Source organism: Pantoea sp. Z09 (assembly GCF_022394795.1).
Classification (GTDB): domain Bacteria; phylum Pseudomonadota; class Gammaproteobacteria; order Enterobacterales; family Enterobacteriaceae; genus Pantoea; species Pantoea latae.
This window is the reverse complement of record NZ_CP092373.1, coordinates 2191084-2211967: the sequence shown is the minus strand read 5'-3', so window position 1 is coordinate 2211967 and position 20884 is coordinate 2191084. Positions and strand designations below refer to the sequence as shown.

Sequence of the window (20884 nt, the reverse complement as noted above, 5' to 3'; positions counted from 1 at the left end):
GGGTCAACGCTGCGCGTTATTCAAAAACGCTCCCGGCGTTTTTGTCCCTGGCGCGGGACGCTTTGCTCTCCAGACCCTGCCGTCCGCTGGTTAAAGCAGGGTGCGGTCTTTAAAAGCCTGGCCCAGTACTATTTCACGCAGCGCGCGCAGGTGCTGTCCTGAATCTGCTTAAAGAAGTCGTTGCCTTTGTCATCCACCAGGATAAACGCCGGGAAGTTCTCTACCTCAATCTTCCAGATCGCCTCCATACCGAGTTCGGCATACTCCACGCACTCCAGTTTCTTGATGCTCTGCTGCGCCAGCACCGCCGCCGGGCCGCCGATGCTGCCGAGGTAGAAACCGCCGTGCTTGTGGCAGGCGTCCGTTACCTGCTGGCTGCGGTTGCCCTTCGCCAGCATGATCATGCTGCCGCCGTGCGACTGCAGCAGATCGACATAGGAGTCCATGCGGCCAGCGGTGGTCGGGCCAAGCGAGCCGGAGGCGTAGCCTGCCGGGGTCTTCGCCGGGCCAGCGTAATAGATCGGGTGATCTTTCACGTACTGCGGCAGCCCTTCGCCGCTGTCGATGCGCTCTTTCAGCTTGGCGTGGGCGATATCGCGCGCCACGATAATGGTGCCGCTCAGCGACAGACGCGTAGAGACCGGCCAGGCTGACAGCTGCGCCAGAATCTCTTGCATCGGCCGGTTAAGATCGACGCTGACCACGCCGCCTTCGCCCTGCTGACGCAGCGCTTCCGGAATATACTGCGCCGGATTGTCCTCCAGCTTCTCGATCCAGATGCCGTCGCGGTTAATCTTCGCTTTGATATTGCGGTCCGCCGAACAGGAAACGCCCATCCCCACCGGACAGGAGGCGCCGTGACGCGGCAGACGGATCACCCGAATATCGTGGGCGAAATATTTGCCGCCAAACTGCGCCCCCAGACCCAGCTGCTGCGCCGCCTCCAGCAGCTCCTGCTCCAGCGCCAGATCGCGAAACGCCTGACCGTGCTCGTTGCCGCTGGTGGGCAGGCTGTCGTAGTAGTGCGTCGAGGCGAGCTTCACGGTCTTCAGCGTGGCCTCCGCCGAGGTGCCGCCAATCACGAAGGCGATGTGATAGGGCGGACAGGCGGCGGTGCCGAGCGACATCATCTTATCTACCAGATAGTTCTTCAGCTTGCCGGGAGAGAGCAGCGCTTTGGTCTCCTGATAGAGATAGGTTTTATTGGCGGAGCCGCCGCCCTTGGCGATGCAGAGAAACTTATACTCGTCGCCGTCGGTGCTGTAGAGATCGATCTGCGCCGGCAGGTTGGTGCCGGTGTTCACCTCGTTATACATATCGAGCGCGGCGTTCTGCGAATAGCGCAGGTTATCTTCGATAAAGGTGTTATAGACGCCCTGCGACAGCGCGGCTTCATCGCCGCCGCCGGTCCAGACGCGCTGCCCTTTTTTGCCCATAATAATCGCCGTGCCGGTGTCCTGGCAGGTCGGCAGCACGCCTTTGGCGGCGATTTCCGAGTTACGCAGAAACTGCAGAGCGACATATTTATCGTTCTCGCTCGCTTCATCGTCCGCGAGGATAGAGGCGACCTGCTGCTGGTGCGCCGGACGCAGCATAAAAGAGGCGTCGTGAAACGCCTGCTGCGCCAGCAGCGTCAGCGCTTTGGGATCGACCTTCAGCACCTCTTCGCCCTCGAACCGGGCGATGGAGACGTGCTCGCGCGTCAGCAGATAGTACTGGGTGTCATCATGGGACAGCGGAAAGGGTTCTTGATAGTAGAAAGGTTTGTTCGACATCTCGGCTCACTTAATGCGACGGCTCCGCCTCACGCAGCGCGAGGAAAACAGCCGCAAATCTTGTTGGTTTTTATTTCGCCAGCCGCGCGGGACGCGGCTGGCGTAAGCAGAAGGGAAAAGATTTTACACTTTATTAACCTGTTTCGTCGCCCTCTTTAGAACATCATCACCATCCACGGATAGGCGATCAGCATCAGCAGCACCAGGAACAGCAGGCCGAAAATGGTGCCCAGACGCCAGTAGTCTTTGGTGGGCAGATAGCCGCTGCCGTAGTAAATCGGGCTTGGGCCGGTGCCGTACGGGGTGATAATCCCCATCACGCCGAGCGAGGTGCAGAGCATCAGGCAGAACACCGGCATATTGATGCCCGGGATCGCCGCGGCGATGGTCAGCATCGCGGGCAGCAGCGCGGTGGTGTGCGCGGTGGTGCTGGCGAACAGGTAGTGCAGCAGATAGAAGGCGATCAGCAGCACCACAGCGGAGACCTGCGGGTCATACCCCTGCAGCAGCATGCCGCCCTCTTTGCCCAGCCAGGCGATAAAGCCAACGCGCGCCAGACCATCCGCCAGCGCCACCAGGGTGGCGAACCAGGCGAAGGTGTTCCACGCCGCTTTGTTGCTGGTGATATCGCTCCAGTTCAGCACGCCGGTCCAGAGCATCAGTATGATCACCAGCAGGGCGGCCATCGCTGGCTCAATCCAGGCGGTGGCGAAAATCCACATCAGCAGGGCGCACACCACAAAGATCAGCAGCAGGATCTCATTGCGCGACAGCTTGCCCAGTTTTGCCAGTTCAGCGGTCGCCCAGCGCGGCACCTCGTCGTTGACTTTCACTTCCGGCGGATAGAGCCAGTAGGCCAGCAGCGGCATGGTAAGGATCAGCAGCACGCCAAGCGGCAGGAAGGCGATAAACCACATGCCCCAGGAGATATCGAAGCCCACCACGCTTTTTACCAGCGCCAGCGCCAGCAGGTTCGGCGCCAGCGCCGAGAGGAACATCGAGCTGGTGATACAGGCGGCGGTGATGGCGACCCACATCAGATAGGAGCCGATGCGGCGCGCGCTCGGGTCGTTGGGTTTCGAGCCGTAAAGCGGCGGCAGGTTGGCGATAATCGGGTAGATGGTGCCGCCGCTGCGCGCGGTGTTCGACGGCGTAAAGGGCGCCAGCAGCAGATCGGCGAAGGTGATGGCGTAGCCGAGCGTCAGGCTACGGCGGCCGAGATATTTCACCAGGATCAGCGCCAGGCGGCGGCCGAACTGGGTTTTATCGTAGCCGGCGGCGAACATAAAGGCGCCGAAGATCAGCCAGACGGTGGAGTTGCCGAAGCCGCTGACGCCCCATTTAAACGCCTCGGTGGCGACTTTGAAGCCCGGCTTCGCCAGCTCGGCGGGGCTGAACAGCACATACTGGCTGAACAGGGCGATAACCACTACCCCGGTCAGGCCGATTACCGCGCCCGGCAGGGGTTCAAAGATCAGCCCGACAATCACACCGACAAAAATGGCGAAGAAGTGCCAGGCGTAGGGTTCAAGGCCCGCCGGCGTCGGCACCAGCAGCAGCAGCGCGGCGACAACAATCGGCAGGGCCAGCATGATCCAGCGTTTGTGTTGTCCCGGCGGCGGGACGGGCGCAGGTTGCGCGGCTTCGTTCAGCGTCGTTTTCATGTTCATAGTGTTGGTCTGCAAGTTATAAAGAAGAGAATGTCGGCTTTGTTGATGCGCGATTTAATATTAACGCGCGTGTGAAGCTTGTCAGCAAAACCTTATTGAATAACGTCTCTGTATGACAACTTTATTAAATAATCTTTTGCGCCATGGCTATATGATGCGCCAGCCGTAATAGTAAATTTTGATCTAGATCAAAGAGTGAGTCAGCGTTTTTATTGACTTAAACCCTTTAAAAATGCTGCGGCTTCGTTAAGAAGAATCCTATGATGCGCTAAGAATTTTAGACGCTTTTTTCTGCAAATATCTAACAGATTATCATATTGTTTTTCAATGGTTATTTTTTAATTTTAACAATAATTTGATTTTTTCAGCGCTTTCGCTAACATTACTATAACTAAAATTGCAGGCATTGCAAAATAAATAACTCCGCTGGTTCAAAAGTTTTATAACTATATTCATTTCTTTTGTAGTTAAAGTTACTGGTATATTAGTGGCATGAAGTCGGACCTTTGAATAATCACCAGGATGCCCTGTCCGCAGAAATTTCTCAGCTTTTAATTTCCGGAGTTAATCTAGATGAATACTCGCACCCCGCTTTTAAATCCACTGACATTGCCGAACGGCGCGGTATTAAAAAATCGTCTGGTAATGGCGCCGATGACCACCTGTACGGGCTTTTATGACGGCACCGTGACCAGCGAACTGGTGGAGTACTATCGCGCCCGCGCAGGCACCCTCGGTACGGTTATCGTTGAGTCCTGTTTTATCGACACCAAAGGCCCAGCCTTTCCCGGCGCCATCGGTATTGACAGCGACAACAAGATCCCTGGACTTGCCCGCATCGCCGACGCAATCAAATCGCAGGGCTCGACGGCGATCCTGCAGATTTATCATGGCGGCCGCATGGTGGAGCCGGGGCTAATTGGCGGGAAAACCCCCGTCGGCCCCAGCGCCATCGCCGCGCCGCGCGAAGGCGCCACCACGCCGCAGGCGCTGACCGCCGATGAAGTCGAGGTGATGATCACCAAATTCGGCGACGCGGTGAACCGCGCCATCAAGGCGGGCTTCGACGGCGTCGAGCTGCATGGCGCCAACACCTACTTGATCCAGCAGTTCTTTTCCCCCAACTCTAACCAGCGCGACGACAAGTGGGGCGGCAGCCGCGAAAACCGCGCACGCTTCCCGCTGGCGGTGCTGGATATCGCCCATAAAATGGCGGAGCGCATCGCGCACAACACCTTTATTATCGGCTATCGCTTCTCGCCGGAAGAGATTGAAGTGCCCGGCATCCGCTTTGCCGACACGCTCTATCTGCTGGAGAAACTGGCGGAGCGCGGCCTCGACTACGTGCACTTTTCCATGGGGCAGCTGCTGCGTCCCTCTATCGTCGACACGCGCGATCCCACGCCGCTGATCGATAAATATATCGCCCAGCGCTCTGAGCGTCTGGCGAAGGTGCCGGTGATTGGCGTCGGCGGCACGGTGAATAAAGCCGACGCGGAGATGGCGCTGGAACACGGCTACGATCTGGTGGCGATCGGCAAAGCCTGCATCGCCTACCCGGACTGGGCGGATCGCGTGCTGAACAACGAGCATCTCGACCTCTATATCGACAGCACCCAGCGTGAAGCGCTGATGATCCCGGAGCCGCTGTGGCGCTTCTCGCTGGTGGACGCGATGATCCGCGAAGTCAGCGCACCGGGCCGCAAATACAAGGCGGGCGTCTATCAGGAGAAAGTCGAGGCGGAAGCGCTGAAGCTGAAAATCAACGTTACCCTCGACACCGACCGTATTACCGATATCTCAATGGTGCCGGACGATACGCTGGACGTCGACTTCACCGAAACCTTTGAAAGCCTGCGCAACCGCATCCTGGTGGCCAACAGCCCGCACGTCGACGCCATTACCGGCGCCACCACCCAGAGCGAGGCGCTGAAAAAAGCGGTGTCGCGTGCGCTCTCTACCTCCAGCAAAGAGTATGTGATTGAAGAGGGCGGCAACCCGTCGGCGCCGCAAAACTACGACGTGGTGGTGATCGGCAGCGGCGGCGCGGGGCTGGCGGCGGCAATTCAGGCGCACGACGAAGGCGCGCGCGTGGTGATCATCGAGAAAATGCCGACCATCGGCGGCAACACCATTAAAGCGTCGGTGGGGATGAACGCGGCGGAAACCCGCTTCCAGGCGATGAAAGGCATCAAGGACAGCAAAGAGCTGTTCTATCAGGAGACGCTGAAGGGCGGCCAGCATAAAAACAACCCGGTGCTGCTGCGCGAATTCGTCGAGCTGGCGCCAGAGGCAATCGACTGGCTGGCCGATCACGGCATCGAGCTGAACGATATCACCATCACCGGCGGCATGAGCATCGACCGCACGCACCGTCCGGCGGATCGCTCGGCGGTGGGCGGCTACCTGATCAGCGGCCTGGTGAAAAACATCAACAAGCGCAACATTGAAGTGCTGCTCGATACCTCGGTGGCGGAAATCCTCACCGAGAACGGTGCGGTAACCGGCGTGAAAGTGGTGGATGAGTATTACGACAGCCGCATCCTCTACGCGAAAAGCGTGATCGTCGCCACCGGCGGCTTCAGCGCCAACCGCGAGATGGTGGTGAAATATCGCCCGGAACTGGACGGTTTCGTCACCACCAACCACAAAGGCGCCACCGGCAGCGGCATCGCCATGCTGCAGAAGCTGGGCGCGGACACCGTGGATATGGGCGAAATTCAGATCCATCCCACCGTCGAGCAGACCACCTCCTATCTGATCTCCGAGTCGATTCGCGGCGGCGGCGCTATTCTGGTGTCGCAGGCGGGCAAACGCTTCTTTAACGAGATGGAGACGCGCGACAAGGTCTCTGCGCAGATTATCGCGCTGCCGGAGAAAAGTGCCTGGGTGGTGTTCGACGAACAGGTGCGCGCCAACAACAAAGCGGCGGACGAGTATATCGCCAAGGGCTTTGTTATCAGCGCGCCGACCGTGGGCGAGCTGGCGGTGAAACTCAATATGGAACACACCACGCTGGAGGAGACGCTGGCGCGCTATAACCAGTTTGTGGTGGACCAGAAGGATGAGGATTTCGGCCGTACCACTGCGCTGCGCCATCCGCTCAATCAGGGGCCGTTTTACGCCATCCGCGTCGCGCCTGGCGTGCACCACACCATGGGCGGCGTCACCATCAACACCGACACCGCAGTGCTGGACGGCAACAAACAGCCGATCCGCGGCGCCTGGGCGGCGGGTGAAGTGGTCGGCGGCATTCACGGCGCCAACCGCATCGGCGGCAACGCCGTGGCGGATATCATCATCTTCGGCATTCTTGCCGGACGCAACGCGGCGGCGCTGGCGCGCAGCTGAGGAATCAGGCGGCGCTTGCAATGGGCGCCGCCGCTTACCCTGACAGCCGAGGCGATTATGTCAGCCGACAGTGGCGTTTACGCCTATTCCGCAGTGCTGATGGGTTCGCCCATTCTGCTCAAACTCTTCGACGATAACGCCGCGCTCGCCGCGCAGGTGTTTCGCCTCATCCGCCACTACGAGAACATCCTGACGGTAAACCGCGCCGAGTCCGAGGTGATGGCGATCAACCACGCCGCCGGCCAGGCGGCGGTCAGCGTCAGCCGCGAGGTGTTCGATCTCATTCAGTGCGCCCATCAGGTGAGCCTGCTGCCGCACAGCCTGTTCAACTTCACCATCGGTCCGCTGGTCAAGCGCTGGAAGATTGGCTTTCAGGGCCGCAGCGTGCCGCCGCAGCGGGAGCTGGAGAGGCTGATGGCGTTAACCGATCCGCGCCAGGTGGCGCTGGATCCCGCAACCCGCAGCGTGTTTCTGCGCCAGCCCGGTATGGAGATCGATCTGGGCGCTATCGCCAAAGGCTATATCGCCGACGTGGTGCGCAGCTTTTTGCGCCAGCAGGGCGTGGAAAGGGCGCTGATCAACCTCGGCGGCAACGTGCAGACGCTGGGCGCGCCGCCGCACGCCGCCGGCTGGTCGGTGGGGCTGAAAACCCCGTTTGGCCAGGCTGACGAACTGATCGGCGTAATTGAGGTGGCGGGTAAATCGGTGGTCACATCGGGCATTTACGAACGCTATTTTGAGCTGGACGGGCGCCTCTATCACCATATTCTTGACGCCAGCAGCGGCTATCCGCTGGATAACGAGCTGCTGAGCGTCACGGTGATTTCAGACCGCTCGATAGACGGCGATATCTACACCACGCTGCTCTACGGGCTGGGCGTCGAGAAAAGCCTCGCGGCGCTGCGCGACACGCCGCACATCGAGGCGATATTCGTCACCCGCGATCGCGAAGTGATCTGCTCCTCGACGCGCCAGTTCGCCTTTCACCTGCACGACAGCCGCTATCGGCGGGTTACTGGCAGTACTGCTTAAGCAGCGAATGGTACTCCGGCTGCAAGCGATAGCGGTAAACCGGGCGGCCGGTGGCGCCGTAGTGGATGCTGGTGAACAGGATATTAATCTGCGCCAGCCAGATAAGATATTTACGGCAGGAGACGCGCGAGATATTTACCTCCGCCGCCAGTTCGTCGGTGGAGAACTCGCTGCCGGGATGAGCGTCGATCCACTGGCAGAGCGTGCGCAGCGTCTGCGGCGTCAGCCCCTTCGGCAGCCGTTTGCTGTCGCTGCTGGTGGGCGGGTTGCCGTGGATCAGCTGGTCGACCTCCGCCTGCTGATAGTAGAGATGGTTATCCATCAGCGATTTTTTCTGCCGCCAGTTGGTCAGCGCCTCTTCAAAGCGCGGAAACTGGAACGGCTTGATCAGGTAATCCACCACGCCGTAGTGCAGCGAGGTTTTGATGGTGGCGGCGTCGGCGGCGGATGAGATAATGATCACCTCAACGGGCTGCTTCGCCTCGCGCAGCTCCGGCAGCAGATCCAGTCCGTTTTCATGCTGCAGATAGATATCGAGCAGCACCAGCTCCACCGCCGGCTCGCTGTGTAAAATCATCTCTTTCGCCTGCTGCAGCGTCGACGCCGTGCCGACGCAGTGAAAGCCCGGCACCTGCCCGACGTAAACGCGATTCAGCTCGGCGACCATAGCGTCATCATCGACCACTAACACATTGATCATGCGGTTTTGTTGCCTCCATCCCAGGGAAGTTGTACGAAAAATTGGGTGAACACGCCAGGTTCTGACTCCACGCTGACGCTGCCGCCGAGGCTCTCCGTCTGCTGCTTCAGCAGATAAAGCCCGACGCCGCGATCCTCGCCTTTGGTTGAGAAGCCTTTGTCAAAGATAGCATCCAGCTGCTCGGTCGGGATGCCGGGGCCGTCGTCGCTCACTTCGCACGCCAGCCAGCCGTTCTGGTAGTGCAGCATCACGTGGATATCGCCGTTGTTTTCGCTGCCCAGCGCGTCGAGCGCGTTCTCAATCAGATTGCCGAGCACGGTGATCAGCACGGCGATCTGCTGCTCGTTGCCGATATCGGGCAAAAAGCTGGCGTCGCTCAGCGTCAGGCGATGGCCGCTGTCCGAGGCGCGATTGATCTTGCTCAGCAGGAAGCCGGCGATCACCGGCGACTTGATCTTATCCAGCAGCGAACCGATCTCGGTCTGATAGTTGTTCGCCGTCTTGAGAATATAGGCTTCCACCTGCGCATAGTTTTTCATGTGCAGCAGGCCAAGAATGACGTGCAGCTTGTTCATAAATTCATGCGAGCGCTCACGCAGCGCGTCGACGTAGTTTACCATGCCGCTCAGCCGCTGCAGCAGCTGCGCGATTTCGGTTTTATCGCGGAAGGTGCAGACCGCGCCGATCAGCCGCTGCTGGCTGTAAACCGGCACGGTGTTGCTCAGCAGCAGGTGACCGTTGATGTTCAGCTCTTCGTCGCGCCGCGCGCGGCCGCTGCGCAGCGTCTCCTGCAGCTGGGCGTGGATCACGCTGGCCTCATCCATGCTGCCGCTGGTTTTCTCTGTCAGCAGCTTTTGCGCCGCCTCGTTGATCAGCGACACCTCGGCGTGGGCGTCCACTGCGATTACGCCCTCTTTGACCGAGTGCAGGATCGCCTGACGCTGCTCGAACAGCGAGGAGATCTCCCAGGGTTCCAGCCCGAAGAGGATGCGCTTCAGGGTTTTCACCAGCGCCAGCGTGCCGAGCGCGCCCGCCAGCACGCCGATCAGAATGGTCCAGAGAATGCTCCAGCGGCTCTGGTTGATCTGGTCGCTCACCGCCTCCAGCGAGATGCCGATCGACACCACGCCGATCTGCCGCTGCTGCGCGTCATAAACCGGGGTAAAGACGCGCAGCGCCTCCGCCAGCGAGCCGCGATTCACCGAGACGTTCTCTTTGCCCTGCAGCGCCGGATTGATGTCGTCGCCGATAAAATGGTGGCCGATCAGCGCCGGATTAAGGTGCGAGTAGCGAATGCCCTGCATATTGGTCACCACCACGAACAGCAGATTGTTGTGCTGCTGCGCCGCGCGCGCGATAGGCTGAATAATGCCGGCGTCGGGCGGGCCGCTGAGCGCCTGCTGAATCGCCGGCACATCCGCCAGGGTGCGGGCGACCGCCATCGCCTTGTCTTCCAGCTGATGCTGGGTGGCGTTGCCGATCTGCACGAAGTAGAGCAAATGCACGCTCAGCAGCACGAAGCTCACCACCGCGCCGATCATCAGCGTCACCAGGGTGCTCAGCTTCATATGTTTTTTGCGGGTCAGGTTGCCTTGCGGGGTGTCGCGCATCGTCGGGCCTTTGTCGGAAAGCGGTGGGCTATTATCCCTTTCTCGACGGCTTTGCAAAGGCTTTTAGCAAAAAGGCCCGCGCCAGCGCGCGGGCCTGAGGGGCATTACTCGGTGACCGGCGTCAGCGCGATAGTGTAGGGGGTGCCATTAACCAGCACTCTCATTTTGTTGTCACTAACAGGCGCATGAAACAGCAGATCGTGATTGTTGTTATAGCCGAAGCCGACCTGATCGTTGCCCATCCAGTGCTGCATCAAGCACCAGCTGTCTGATTTGCTCTCCAGATCGGTGACGGTGGCGGCATCCGCTTTGCTGTAGGCCGGGATAAAGCGGAAATGGACGCCGGCCTCAAAGCGGTTATGGGTGTTGGTGGTGATATAGGCTTTCACATAGCCGGTCCAGGCGGCGATCTTAAGGTAGATCTTCGCCATATTGTTGCTGCCTGGCTCAACGTAGGCGGCGACGATCGGTGAGGCGCCGGTCGCTGACCAGCTGCCGCCGACGGTGCCGTTGATGTTTTGCAGCGAGAGCAGCGCGCCGCCCTCTGGGGTTTTGCCGGTGTAATCGGTGGGGGTTTCCGTCCAGGTGTTATAGGTCGCGCTGGCCACCAGCTGGATCTGCACCTGCGTGCTGTAGTCGCCCGCCTCAATTTCCCCCAGCAGGAACCAGGCGGCGCTCTCGGCGCGGTTATCCATCGACTTCAGGTTAGAGATATAGTCATAGCTCAGCGAGCCGTGAATATTGATGCCGTAGTTTTCGATATGGGTGGTGCCGTCCTCGTAAACGCTCAGCCAGCGCTCGCCCGCCTCGCTGGTGTCGAGGCCGTTAGCGCCCTGTACGTTAAGCGCGATAATGGTGAGGCGCGCGTAGTGGCAGGCGAGCGGTTTGCCGTTGCCTTCGAGGCTCAGGGTGTTGATGACCCATTCGCCGTTGGAGAGGTCGCCGGGGTTCTCGGTGTGCTCGATCCAGCCGTTGTGCAAGATGCACTGGGTGGCGCGCTGCAGATCAATCATCGGCTTATCGTAGCCGCTCTGGATGTTGAAGTTGCTCAGCTCGATGGCGGTCAGATGGTCCCAGTTGCCGGAGGCCTGGCCGGACCAGGCGCCGTAAATCACCGTGGCATGACACTGCGAGGCGTACCACTGGTCGATTTTGCAGTCGAGCGTATCGAGCAGATCCAGCCCGCGGCCGCCGAGATTGCTGAAGGTGACGCAGGAGACGCGCAGATACTGGCCGCCTTCAACGATATTGCGGAAAAAGCCTTTGGTATTAACCGCGCCTGTTGAATAGTCGCTTTCGCCATCCACCGCGATGCCGGTGATCTCCACCCGACGCGCTTTTACCTTGAACATATACTCATTGTTCTTTTTATCGGACACCAGCGTGGTGGTGGCGAAGTAGCCGAATTTTACCGGCTCGCCGCACAGGCGGAAGTGGGAGACTTCGCCGCTGACGTTGGAAATATCGAATTTTGAGATCATAAAGCGGCCCGCCGGGAAGCGGATGCCGAGGTTGAGATGATCCGCCAGGCCGCTGGCGGTGACCTGCTGCACCCAGTACCACATTCTGATCACTGCCTCTACGCAGTCGGTGACGCCGTCCGGCACCGCGCCGAAGTGGGTCACGTTCACCAGGTTGTAGTCGCTGATCTGCCGCGTCCAGAGTTTGCCGCCGGTGGTTCTGACGTTGACGCCGTCGTCGTTGGGCGTCGCGGTGTCGGTGATATCACTGACGAAAATGCCGCCGCCATACAGCGTGCCGGCGTTGTACTCGACAACCAGCACGCTCTCACCCGACGTGGTGGGTTCATAAGCGCGCAGATCGGCAAGAGTTTGCAGCGTGGCGACGGTGCCAGCGGCGGCGAGCGTATATTGGTTTTCCATGATTATTTTCCTTAATGTTTAAATGACGCAGTTCGTTGCGCCAGTTAAAGGGTGCCGAAAATAAAGCGGGAAAAAGTGCGCACAGATCACGCTTAATTGGCTTATTGCGGTTTTATGAATCCTGTTGATAATTGCGTGAAGGAGCGGTGTCATTCTGCGTTTTGCGTAGCCAGGCGGCGGGAATTATTTCATGTCTGTTTCAGCAGAAGAGGGTAGTGCATTATTTTACGCTGTGCTGCTGGCGACGATTTTGCGATGTCGAATGGTAAGATTAATTGGTGAAAAATAATCTATATTAATGATTTTTATCAGTTTAGTAATCAGGCTCGAGGAATGGAGCACGATAGTCTTTTTTGAGGTGAAGAAAGCGAAGGCTATTTTTAACAGCAATGAAAACTTATCTGTTAAATAAAGAGGGAGGATAAAAAAATCCACGCCGGAGCGTGGATTGAAAACAACTGTCGCGCGTTGTGAAACGGCGTAGGCGTTATTAGACGTTAAACAGGAAGTTCATTACATCGCCATCTTTCACGATGTACTCTTTCCCTTCTGAACGCATTTTGCCCGCTTCTTTCGCGCCCTGTTCGCCTTTATAGGCAACAAAGTCGTCAAAAGCGATGGTCTGCGCGCGGATAAAGCCTTTCTCGAAATCGGTGTGGATTTTACCTGCCGCCTGCGGCGCAGTGGCGCCGACCGGGATGGTCCAGGCGCGCACTTCTTTCACGCCGGCGGTGAAGTAGGTCTGCAGGTTCAGCAGCGCATAACCGGCGCGGATCACGCGGTTGAGGCCCGGCTCTTCCAGACCCAGCTCGGCCATAAACTCGGCGCGATCTTCATCATCCAGCTCGGCGATATCTGATTCTACCGCCGCACAAACCGGTACCACCACCGAGCCTTCCGCTTCCGCGATGGCGCGCACCTGGTCCAGGTAGGGGTTGTTCTCGAAGCCATCTTCGTTAACGTTGGCGATATACATGGTCGGCTTCAGAGTCAGGAAGCTGAGATAGCGGATCGCCGCTTTCTCGTCGGCGTCCAGCTTCAGTGCGCGCAGCATACCGGCGTTTTCCAGATGTGGCAGGCACTTCTCCAGCGCCGCCAGCTCAACCTTCGCGTCTTTATCGCCGCCTTTGGCTTTCTTCTGCACGCGCTGAATGGCGCGCTCGCAGGTTTCCAGATCGGAAAGCGCCAGCTCGGTGTTGATCACGTCGATATCTTCTGCCGGATCGACTTTGCCCGCGACGTGAATGATGTTTTCGTTCTCGAAGCAGCGCACCACGTGGCCGATCGCTTCGGTTTCGCGGATGTTGGTCAGGAACTGGTTGCCCAGGCCTTCGCCTTTCGACGCGCCTTTCACCAGGCCCGCGATGTCAACGAACTCCATGGTGGTCGGCACCAGACGCTGCGGTTTGACGATCTCCGCCAGCTGGTCAAGGCGCGGATCCGGCATCGGCACCACGCCGGTGTTGGGCTCGATGGTGCAGAACGGGAAGTTAGCTGCTTCGATGCCCGCTTTGGTCAGCGCGTTGAACAGGGTGGATTTACCGACGTTCGGCAGGCCCACGATACCGCATTTGAATCCCATGGTTGGTTACCCTTCTGACTTGATGTGCAACGCCTGCTGCAGGCGTTGCCGGAAACGAAAAAAAGTTGGCGCATTATACACAGAAATCGCGCGGGCAGGGCGTTTAGCTCGCCTTGAACGCGTGCAGCCGGTTCATCGCCTTCAGGCGATCCTCTTTCAGCCACACTTCGGTGCAGCGCGCCGCTTCATCAATGGCGTCGTCGATCAGCTTCTGCTCGCTGGCGGGCGGCTTGCCCAGCACAAATCCCGTCACCTTGTTGCGATCGCCCGGATGGCCGATGCCGATGCGCAGGCGGTGAAAGTTATTGTTGTTGCCCAGCCTGCTGATGATGTCCTTCAGCCCGTTATGGCCGCCGTGTCCGCCGCCCTGTTTGAACTTAGCCACGCCAGGCGGCAGATCCAGCTCATCGTGCGCCACCAGAATCTCCTCCGGCGCAATGCGGAAAAAGGTCGCCATCGCCGCCACGGCTTTGCCGCTGAGGTTCATAAAGGTGGTCGGCACCAGCAGGCGCACATCTTCACCCGCCAGGCTGATGCGCGCGGTGTAGCCGAAGAACTTCGCCTCTTCCTTCAGAGACTGATTGTGACGCTCCGCCAGCAAATCAACATACCAGGCGCCCGCGTTATGCCGCGTCGCGGCGTACTCCGCGCCCGGGTTGGCCAGGCCCACAATCAGTTTAATGCTGCTCACGATGATTATCCTGCTCAGGTGATGAAAAGGCGTTAGTGTACTGCGCGGCAGAGAAGAGAACAAACGGTGCAGCAAAGGGGTGATTACGTCGCGTGATTAACTATTTATTTCTTTAAATCAAGCGTCTAAGCGTAAATTTACGTCAGCCTTTATTGGGGTTTGTGATCCTGGACGCAATTCATCCGGGCTTCATTGCCTAAACTTATGACAAGTTAACATTACGTGCGGTTGGTATTGCTTGTTCATATGGACAGAGGTGAGTTATGAAACATCAACATTGTCGCAAAGCAGGAAACGCCATGATGGTTGTGGGGCTGATCGTGATGGTCTCCAGCATCATCTTCTCGGTGCTCAACCAGCTGCCAAATATGCAGATGCCGGCGTTGCTGGCGCAGGGCGCGATTTTAGGCATCTTTATCGGCGCGCTGCTGTGGCTGACCGGCGCGCGCGTCAGCGGCCGCGAGAAGATCGAAGACCGCTACTTCTGGCATCGCCACTATGACAAACGCTGCCGCCGCACGCCGCACCACTAACAGGGCCATTCAGGCATAAAAAAACCGGGCGCATGGCCCGGTTTTTTATTAGGCGAAAATCAGTGCTCGAACATTGCCGAGATCGATTCTTCGTTGCTGATACGACGGATCGCTTCCGCCAGCATGCCGGAAAGCGTCAGGGTGCGGACGTTCGGCAGCGACTTCATCTCTTCGGAAAGGGGGATGGTGTCGCAGACGATAACCTGATCAATCACCGATTTACGCAGGTTCTCCACCGCGTTGCCGGAGAAAATCGGGTGAGTGGCGTAGGCGAAGACGCGTTTCGCGCCGCGCTCTTTCAGCGCTTCCGCCGCTTTGCACAGCGTGCCGCCGGTGTCGATCATATCGTCGACCAGCACGCAGTCGCGGCCCGCCACGTCGCCGATGATGTGCATCACCTGAGAAACGTTTGCGCGCGGACGACGTTTATCGATGATAGCCATATCGGTATCGTTGAGCAGTTTGGCGATGGCGCGGGCACGCACAACGCCGCCGATGTCCGGGGAAACCACGATCGGGTTTTCCAGACCAATTTGCAGCATATCTTCCAGCAGGATCGGGCTGCCGAAAACGTTATCAACCGGGACGTCAAAGAAGCCCTGGATTTGCTCGGCGTGAAGATCGACCGTCAGAACGCGATCGACGCCAACGCTGGAAAGGAAATCCGCGACCACTTTAGCGGTAATCGGTACGCGAGCGGAGCGCACGCGGCGGTCCTGACGGGCATAGCCGAAGTAGGGAATAACCGCGGTAATACGACCAGCAGAAGCTCGACGCAGCGCGTCGACCATCACAACCAGTTCCATCAGATTATCGTTGGTGGGAGCACAGGTGGACTGGATGATGAAAATATCACCACCGCGTACATTTTCATTGATTTGTACACTCACTTCGCCATCGCTGAAACGGCCCACTGCGGCGTCTCCGAGGCTGGTGTAAAGGCGGTTGGCAATACGTTGTGCTAGTTCCGGGGTGGCGTTACCAGCAAATAGCTTCATATCAGGCACGAGAAGAACCTCAGGCTTGGCGTCCAGAGAATGAACGGCATTAGGGTAACCGGCGCATACCCTGATGCATGTTCATACGGGTGTGTTAATGCGCCGTGTGCAGCGTCTGGAACAGGGTGACACTGTCACACATGCGCTTACAGCCCGGAAAGGGTGCGATGCAGAGGCGAGACGTTAACGCCTCGCGCGACAAATCCGCATACCCATTTCGGGGCGAGTTCCAGCACCTGACGAGCGGCTGACTCGGTGTCAAATTCGGCAAACACGCAAGCGCCAGTGCCAGTCAGGCGCGACGGCGCGTATTCTAGCAGCCAGGAAACAAGCTCATCAACCTCGCGAAAACGTTTTCTTACCACTGCCTCACAATCATTGTGAAAGGGTGTCGATAAAAGCGCCGCCAGCGAACGCACCGGCGTGTCGCGCGTCAGCTGTGGATCGTTAAACACCTGTGGCGTCGAGACGCTGACGCCGGGATGCGCCACCAGATACCATTTTTCCGCCGGATCGGCAGGCTGCAGCTGCTCGCCAACCCCCTGTGCGAAGGCGGCGAACCCTCTGACGAACACCGGCACGTCCGCGCCGAGCGTGATGCCCAGCTCGGCCAGCGCCTCGAGCGAGAAGCCCGTGCCCCACAGATGATTGAGCGCTACCAGCACCGTGGCGGCGTCGGAAGAGCCGCCGCCCAGCCCGCCGCCCATCGGCAGCCTTTTTTCAATGGCGATCTGCGCGCCGGCGTCGGCGGGCAGCCGGTGCTGCGCCAGCGCCGCCTGGCGCAGCAGCAGCGCGGCGCGCACCATCAGGTTGTCGTCATGGGCGACCCCTGCGACCGGCGTGGTCAGGGTGACACGGCCGCTGCTGTCCGGTGTGATGTGCAGCTGGTCACCGTAGTCGAGAAACTGGAACAGGGTTTGCAGATTATGGTAGCCGTCAGCGCGACGGCCGGTGATATAGAGAAACAGGTTCAGCTTTGCCGGTGCGGGCCACGAGGTGATCATTGCAGCGTCCAGCTATCCATACGCAGCTTGATGCGCTGATCGCCTTCGCGCAGCTCAAGGTTCGCCGGCAGCGGCGGGGTGGTTTTGCTGTCGTAGTCCTGAATCGTCACCTGCCACGTCTGGCCGTTGGCGCTGTAATTCAGGCTTTTCAGCTGATAGTTGCTGTTGAGCTGATAGTCGCTGGCGTCGCCGGGCAGGCCCATCATCCACTGGCGCAGGTTGGCGAGCGGGATATCCATGCCGGTCAGCTGGGCGATCATCTTCTCCGCGTCGTTGCTGACGTAGCGTTTGCCTTTATTGTCCACCAGCTGCACGGTCTGGCCCTGCGCGTCGAGCTGAAGCTCGGTGCTGCCCAGCGGGTTGGTCAGCAGCAGGCGATAGCGATCCGGCGCGGTCTGCTGCCAGTTAAAGCGCGCATAGACCTTCTGCTTGTCGGACAGGTAGGCGAAGGCGCCGCGTGTCTGGTAGTGCGTGACGTGCGCCACAGCCTGCTGGTGCTGCTGCCACTGCGGCGCGGTGGTGCTCGGACCTGGACCCTGAGGTTGTTTAACGGCACAGGCGGCTAACAGGACGCTTGCCAGCGGCAAAAGGCGCAACATCGTGCGGGGTGAAAAGGTCATCACGTGGTCATCTCCTCGGACACGTTTTTAATTCGTAACGGATAACGCTAGCGATCCGCTTATAAACCGTCAATGCTGATAACAGTAAAATTGCGCACGATCAGTTTAATCTTATTACAGTCATAGCCTTTGTATGGCTTTTCATGATCTGCCGCATCTTGTAGAATGCGCATCACAAAACCCTGACATTATTGGGACATCCCAACTTTTATCGCCATGACGCTGCTCGCTCTCGGAATCAACCATAAAACTGCACCTGTCGCCCTGCGTGAACGCGTTGCGTTCGGGCCGGATGTGCTGGAGCAGGCGCTCGACAGCCTGCTTTCCCAGCCGATGGTGCAGAGCGGCGTCGTTCTCTCTACCTGCAACCGCACTGAACTCTACCTTAGCGTAGAACAGCAGGCGGATCTGCAGGAGCGCCTGGTGCGCTGGCTGTGTGACTATCACCATCTTAATGAAGAGGACGTGCGTCAAAGTCTTTACTGGCATCAGGACAACGCGGCGGTGAGCCATCTGATGCGCGTGGCGAGCGGTCTCGACTCGCTGGTGCTGGGCGAACCGCAAATCCTCGGCCAGGTGAAAAAAGCCTTCGCCGACTCGCAGCGCGGCCATGCGCTGAGCAGCGAGCTGGAGCGTATGTTCCAGAAAACCTTCTCGGTCGCCAAACGGGTGCGCACTGAAACGGAAATCGGCGCCAGCGCGGTGTCGGTCGCCTTCGCCGCCTGCACCCTGGCGCGGCAGATCTTCGAGTCGCTCTCTACCGTCAACGTGCTGCTGGTGGGCGCGGGCGAAACCATCGAGCTGGTGGCGCGCCACCTGCGCGAGCATAAAGTGCAGAAGCTGATTATCGCCAACCGCACGCGCGAGCGCGCCGAGCGGCTGGCAGAAGAGGTTGGCGCAGAGGTGATCGGCCTCGCCGACATCGACGCGCGCCTCGCCGACGCCGATATCGTGATCTCTTCTACCGCCAGCCCGCTGCCGATTATCGGCAAAGGGATGATGGAGCGCGCGCTGAAAGCGCGCCGCAACAAGCCGGTGCTGCTGGTGGATATCGCCGTGCCGCGCGACGTCGAGCCGGAAGTGGGCAAGCTGCCTAACGCCTATCTCTACAGCGTTGACGATCTGCAGGCGATTATCGAGCAAAATATGGCGCAGCGCAAAGCCGCCGCCGTACAGGCCGAAAGCATCGTGGTGCAGGAGAGCGGCGAGTTTATGTCCTGGCTGCGCGCCCAGAGCGCGGTTGAGACCATCCGCGAATACCGCTCTCAGGCGGAAGGCGTGCGCGCCGATCTCGAATCACGCGCGCTGGCCGCGCTGCAGCAGGGCGCTGATCCGCAGAAAGTGCTGCAGGAGCTGGCGCACAAGCTGACCAACCGTTTAATTCACGCACCAACCAAATCTCTGCAGCAGGCCGCCCGCGACGGCGACACTGAACGCCTGCAATTGCTTCGCGACAGCCTCGGTCTCGAGTAGACTGCGGGGCTGTTGCCCTCTGTAACGAGAAATCCATCACCAATGAAAACCTCTATTGTTGCCAAACTGGAAGCGCTGCAGGAGCGCCACGAAGAAGTGGAAGCGATGCTGGGCGATGCCAGCGTGATCGCCGATCAGGACCGCTTCCGCGCGCTGTCACGCGAATATGCGCAGTTAACCGACGTGACCCAATGTTTCCGCGCGTGGCAGAGGACCCAGGACGATATCGAGACCGCCCAGCTGATGCTGGAGGATGCGGAAATGCGCGATATGGCGCAGGAAGAGCTGCAGCAGGCGCGCGCCGAGAGCGAGCGGCTGGAGCAGCAGCTGCAGGTGCTGCTGCTGCCGAAAGATCCCGACGACGAACGCGCCTGCTTTGTTGAAGTGCGCGCCGGCACCGGCGGCGACGAGGCGGCGATCTTCGCCGGCGATCTGTTCCGCATGTACAGCCGCTACGCCGAGGCCCGCCGCTGGCGCGTGGAGATCGTCAGCGCCAACGAGGGCGAGCACGGCGGCTATAAAGAGGTGATCGCCCGCGTCACCGGCGAGGGCGCCTACGGCCGACTGAAGTTCGAGTCGGGCGGCCATCGCGTGCAGCGCGTGCCGGAAACCGAGTCCCAGGGACGCATCCATACCTCCGCCTGCACCGTGGCGGTGATGCCGGAGGTGCCGGAAGCGGAGCTGCCGGAGATCAACCCGTCCGATCTGAAGATCGACACCTTCCGCTCGTCCGGCGCGGGCGGTCAGCACGTTAACACCACCGACTCCGCTATCCGCATCACCCACCTGCCGACCGGCATCGTGGTGGAGTGCCAGGATGAGCGCTCGCAGCACAAAAACAAAGCCAAAGCGCTGGCGGTGCTGGGCGCGCGCATTCGCGCCGCAGAGATGGCGAAGCGCCACGAGGCGGAGGCGAGCACGCGCCGCAACCTGCTGGGCAGCGGCGACCGCTCTGACCGTATCCGCACCTACAACTTCCCGCAGGGCCGCGTCACCGACCACCGCATCAACCTCACCATTTACCGCCTGGACGAGACGATGGAAGGCAAGCTGGACAACCTGATTGAGCCGATCGTGCAGGAGTATCAGGCCGATCAGCTGGCCGCGCTGGCTGGTCAGGAGTAATGACCTTTCGTGACTGGCTGAAACAGGCTGTCGCCGCGCTACAGGGCGGAGATAGCCCGAAGCGCGACGCGCAGATCCTGCTGGGGTTCGTCACCGGCAAATCGCGCAGCTGGCTGATGGCGTTCGACGAAACCGCGCTGCTGCCCGAGCAGCTGACGCGCCTTGACGCGCTGCTGGCGCGTCGCGTGCGCGGCGAGCCGGTGGCGCACCTGATCGGCGAGCGCGAGTTCTGGTCGCTGCCGCTGCGCGTCTCCGACGCCACGCTAATCCCGCGTCCCGATACCGAAGTGCTGGTGGAGCAGGCGCTGGCGCGTCTGCCCGCCGCGCCGGCGCGCATTCTCGACCTCGGCACCGGCACCGGCGCCATTGCGCTGGCGCTGGCGAGCGAACGGCCCGACTGCGCGGTGCTGGGCGTGGATCGCATCGAGGCCGCGGTGGCGCTGGCGCAAAGCAACGCCGAACGGCTGGCGATCCCCAACGCCGCCTTTGCGCTGAGCCACTGGTTTGACGCGCTGCCCGCCGGGCGCTTTGACCTGATCGTCAGCAATCCTCCCTATATCGACGCAGCCGATGCGCATCTGTCGCAAGGCGACGTGCGCTTTGAGCCGCGCAGCGCGCTGGTGGCGGACGATGCGGGCCTGGCGGATCTGCGCCTGCTGGTAGCTCAGGCGCCGCAGTGGCTCGCGCCCGGCGGCTGGCTGCTGCTGGAGCATGGCTGGCAGCAGGACGCCGCCGTGCGCGCGCTAATGCAGCAGCACGATTTTCTTCAGGTCGCGACCGTGCAGGACTACGGCGGTAATCCGCGCGTCACGCTCGGTCAGATTTCATCTTAAAAAG

General features: G+C 59.8%; 16 protein-coding genes. 6 read left to right on the top strand and 10 right to left on the bottom strand.

The window, feature by feature from the left end:
- Positions 1-128: 128 nt before the first annotated feature.
- Positions 129-1775, bottom strand: a complete 1647-nt coding sequence (gene fumA, locus MC269_RS10550) for a class I fumarate hydratase FumA (protein WP_239952355.1) — start codon at positions 1773-1775, stop codon at positions 129-131.
- 155 nt (positions 1776-1930) lie between these two features.
- Positions 1931-3439 (bottom strand): anion permease, encoded by a 1509-nt coding sequence (locus MC269_RS10545; RefSeq protein WP_094078531.1) that lies wholly within the window; start codon positions 3437-3439, stop codon positions 1931-1933.
- 579 nt (positions 3440-4018) lie between these two features.
- Here MC269_RS10545 and MC269_RS10540 point away from each other — a divergent pair.
- On the top strand, positions 4019-6796 hold the full coding sequence (locus tag MC269_RS10540; RefSeq protein ID WP_239952354.1) for a flavocytochrome c: 2778 nt from the start codon (positions 4019-4021) through the stop codon (positions 6794-6796).
- A gap of 57 nt (positions 6797-6853) precedes the next feature.
- Positions 6854-7828, top strand: a complete 975-nt coding sequence (locus MC269_RS10535) for an FAD:protein FMN transferase (protein ID WP_239952353.1) — start codon at positions 6854-6856, stop codon at positions 7826-7828.
- On the opposite strand, the gene dcuR is transcribed toward MC269_RS10535, so the two are convergent.
- The 5 genes from dcuR to pth form a co-directional block, all read right to left on the bottom strand.
- On the bottom strand, positions 7809-8528 hold the full coding sequence (gene dcuR, locus MC269_RS10530; protein WP_081137182.1) for a two-component system response regulator DcuR: 720 nt from the start codon (positions 8526-8528) through the stop codon (positions 7809-7811). The two genes, MC269_RS10535 and dcuR, sit on opposite strands and share 20 nt — an antisense overlap.
- Entirely contained in the window at positions 8525-10138 is a 1614-nt protein-coding gene (locus tag MC269_RS10525) for a sensor histidine kinase (protein WP_239952352.1), read from the bottom strand. Before MC269_RS10525 ends, dcuR begins: the two co-directional genes overlap by 4 nt.
- Positions 10139-10242: 104 nt before the next feature.
- The gene (locus MC269_RS10520; protein ID WP_239952351.1) at positions 10243-12021 is read right to left on the bottom strand and encodes a hypothetical protein; all 1779 of its coding nucleotides are present in this window, start codon (positions 12019-12021) and stop codon (positions 10243-10245) included.
- A 490-nt stretch (positions 12022-12511) separates the two neighbouring features.
- A complete protein-coding gene (ychF, locus tag MC269_RS10515) occupies positions 12512-13603 on the bottom strand; it encodes a redox-regulated ATPase YchF (RefSeq protein ID WP_033747685.1) in 1092 nt (363 codons plus the stop codon).
- A gap of 103 nt (positions 13604-13706) precedes the next feature.
- Complete coding sequence (pth, locus tag MC269_RS10510; protein ID WP_239952350.1) at positions 13707-14294, bottom strand: aminoacyl-tRNA hydrolase; 588 nt, start codon at positions 14292-14294, stop codon at positions 13707-13709.
- 263 nt (positions 14295-14557) lie between these two features.
- Here pth and ychH point away from each other — a divergent pair, with 263 nt between their 5' ends.
- A complete protein-coding gene (gene ychH, locus MC269_RS10505) occupies positions 14558-14827 on the top strand; it encodes a stress-induced protein YchH (protein ID WP_239952349.1) in 270 nt (89 codons plus the stop codon).
- Positions 14828-14886: 59 nt separating this feature from the next.
- Here the strand turns inward: ychH and prs are convergent, their stop codons facing one another.
- From prs to lolB, 3 genes are all read right to left on the bottom strand, one after another.
- Positions 14887-15834 (bottom strand): ribose-phosphate diphosphokinase, encoded by a 948-nt coding sequence (prs, locus tag MC269_RS10500; protein ID WP_006118899.1) that lies wholly within the window; start codon positions 15832-15834, stop codon positions 14887-14889.
- A gap of 137 nt (positions 15835-15971) precedes the next feature.
- A complete protein-coding gene (ispE, locus tag MC269_RS10495; RefSeq protein WP_239952348.1) occupies positions 15972-16829 on the bottom strand; it encodes a 4-(cytidine 5'-diphospho)-2-C-methyl-D-erythritol kinase in 858 nt (285 codons plus the stop codon).
- A complete protein-coding gene (gene lolB, locus MC269_RS10490) occupies positions 16826-17449 on the bottom strand; it encodes a lipoprotein insertase outer membrane protein LolB (RefSeq protein WP_239952347.1) in 624 nt (207 codons plus the stop codon). The genes ispE and lolB overlap by 4 nt, the downstream gene beginning before the upstream one ends.
- Before the next feature lie 216 nt (positions 17450-17665).
- Between lolB and hemA the strand changes: the two genes are divergently transcribed.
- Genes hemA through prmC form a run of 3 tightly spaced genes read left to right on the top strand, consistent with a single transcriptional unit; the run spans position 17666 to position 20880 of the window.
- Positions 17666-18922 (top strand): glutamyl-tRNA reductase, encoded by a 1257-nt coding sequence (hemA, locus tag MC269_RS10485; RefSeq protein ID WP_239952346.1) that lies wholly within the window; start codon positions 17666-17668, stop codon positions 18920-18922.
- 42 nt (positions 18923-18964) lie between these two features.
- A complete protein-coding gene (gene prfA, locus MC269_RS10480) occupies positions 18965-20047 on the top strand; it encodes a peptide chain release factor 1 (RefSeq protein WP_239952345.1) in 1083 nt (360 codons plus the stop codon).
- Positions 20047-20880 carry a peptide chain release factor N(5)-glutamine methyltransferase gene (prmC, locus tag MC269_RS10475; protein WP_239952344.1) on the top strand — a complete coding sequence of 278 codons (834 nt, stop codon included), beginning with the start codon at positions 20047-20049 and terminating at the stop codon, positions 20878-20880. Before prfA ends, prmC begins: the two co-directional genes overlap by 1 nt.
- The last annotated feature ends 4 nt before the right edge of the window (positions 20881-20884 follow it).

Coding starts and splice junctions, on each gene's coding strand:
- fumA (WP_239952355.1), bottom strand. CDS start 1,775: ATGTCGAACAAACCTTTCTACTATCAAGAACCCTTTCCGCTGTCCCAT.
- MC269_RS10545 (WP_094078531.1), bottom strand. CDS start 3,439: ATGAAAACGACGCTGAACGAAGCCGCGCAACCTGCGCCCGTCCCGCCG.
- MC269_RS10540 (WP_239952354.1), top strand. CDS start 4,019: ATGAATACTCGCACCCCGCTTTTAAATCCACTGACATTGCCGAACGGC.
- MC269_RS10535 (WP_239952353.1), top strand. CDS start 6,854: ATGTCAGCCGACAGTGGCGTTTACGCCTATTCCGCAGTGCTGATGGGT.
- dcuR (WP_081137182.1), bottom strand. CDS start 8,528: ATGATCAATGTGTTAGTGGTCGATGATGACGCTATGGTCGCCGAGCTG.
- MC269_RS10525 (WP_239952352.1), bottom strand. CDS start 10,138: ATGCGCGACACCCCGCAAGGCAACCTGACCCGCAAAAAACATATGAAG.
- MC269_RS10520 (WP_239952351.1), bottom strand. CDS start 12,021: ATGGAAAACCAATATACGCTCGCCGCCGCTGGCACCGTCGCCACGCTG.
- ychF (WP_033747685.1), bottom strand. CDS start 13,603: ATGGGATTCAAATGCGGTATCGTGGGCCTGCCGAACGTCGGTAAATCC.
- ychH (WP_239952349.1), top strand. CDS start 14,558: ATGAAACATCAACATTGTCGCAAAGCAGGAAACGCCATGATGGTTGTG.
- ispE (WP_239952348.1), bottom strand. CDS start 16,829: ATGATCACCTCGTGGCCCGCACCGGCAAAGCTGAACCTGTTTCTCTAT.
- lolB (WP_239952347.1), bottom strand. CDS start 17,449: ATGACCTTTTCACCCCGCACGATGTTGCGCCTTTTGCCGCTGGCAAGC.
- hemA (WP_239952346.1), top strand. CDS start 17,666: ATGACGCTGCTCGCTCTCGGAATCAACCATAAAACTGCACCTGTCGCC.
- prfA (WP_239952345.1), top strand. CDS start 18,965: ATGAAAACCTCTATTGTTGCCAAACTGGAAGCGCTGCAGGAGCGCCAC.
- prmC (WP_239952344.1), top strand. CDS start 20,047: ATGACCTTTCGTGACTGGCTGAAACAGGCTGTCGCCGCGCTACAGGGC.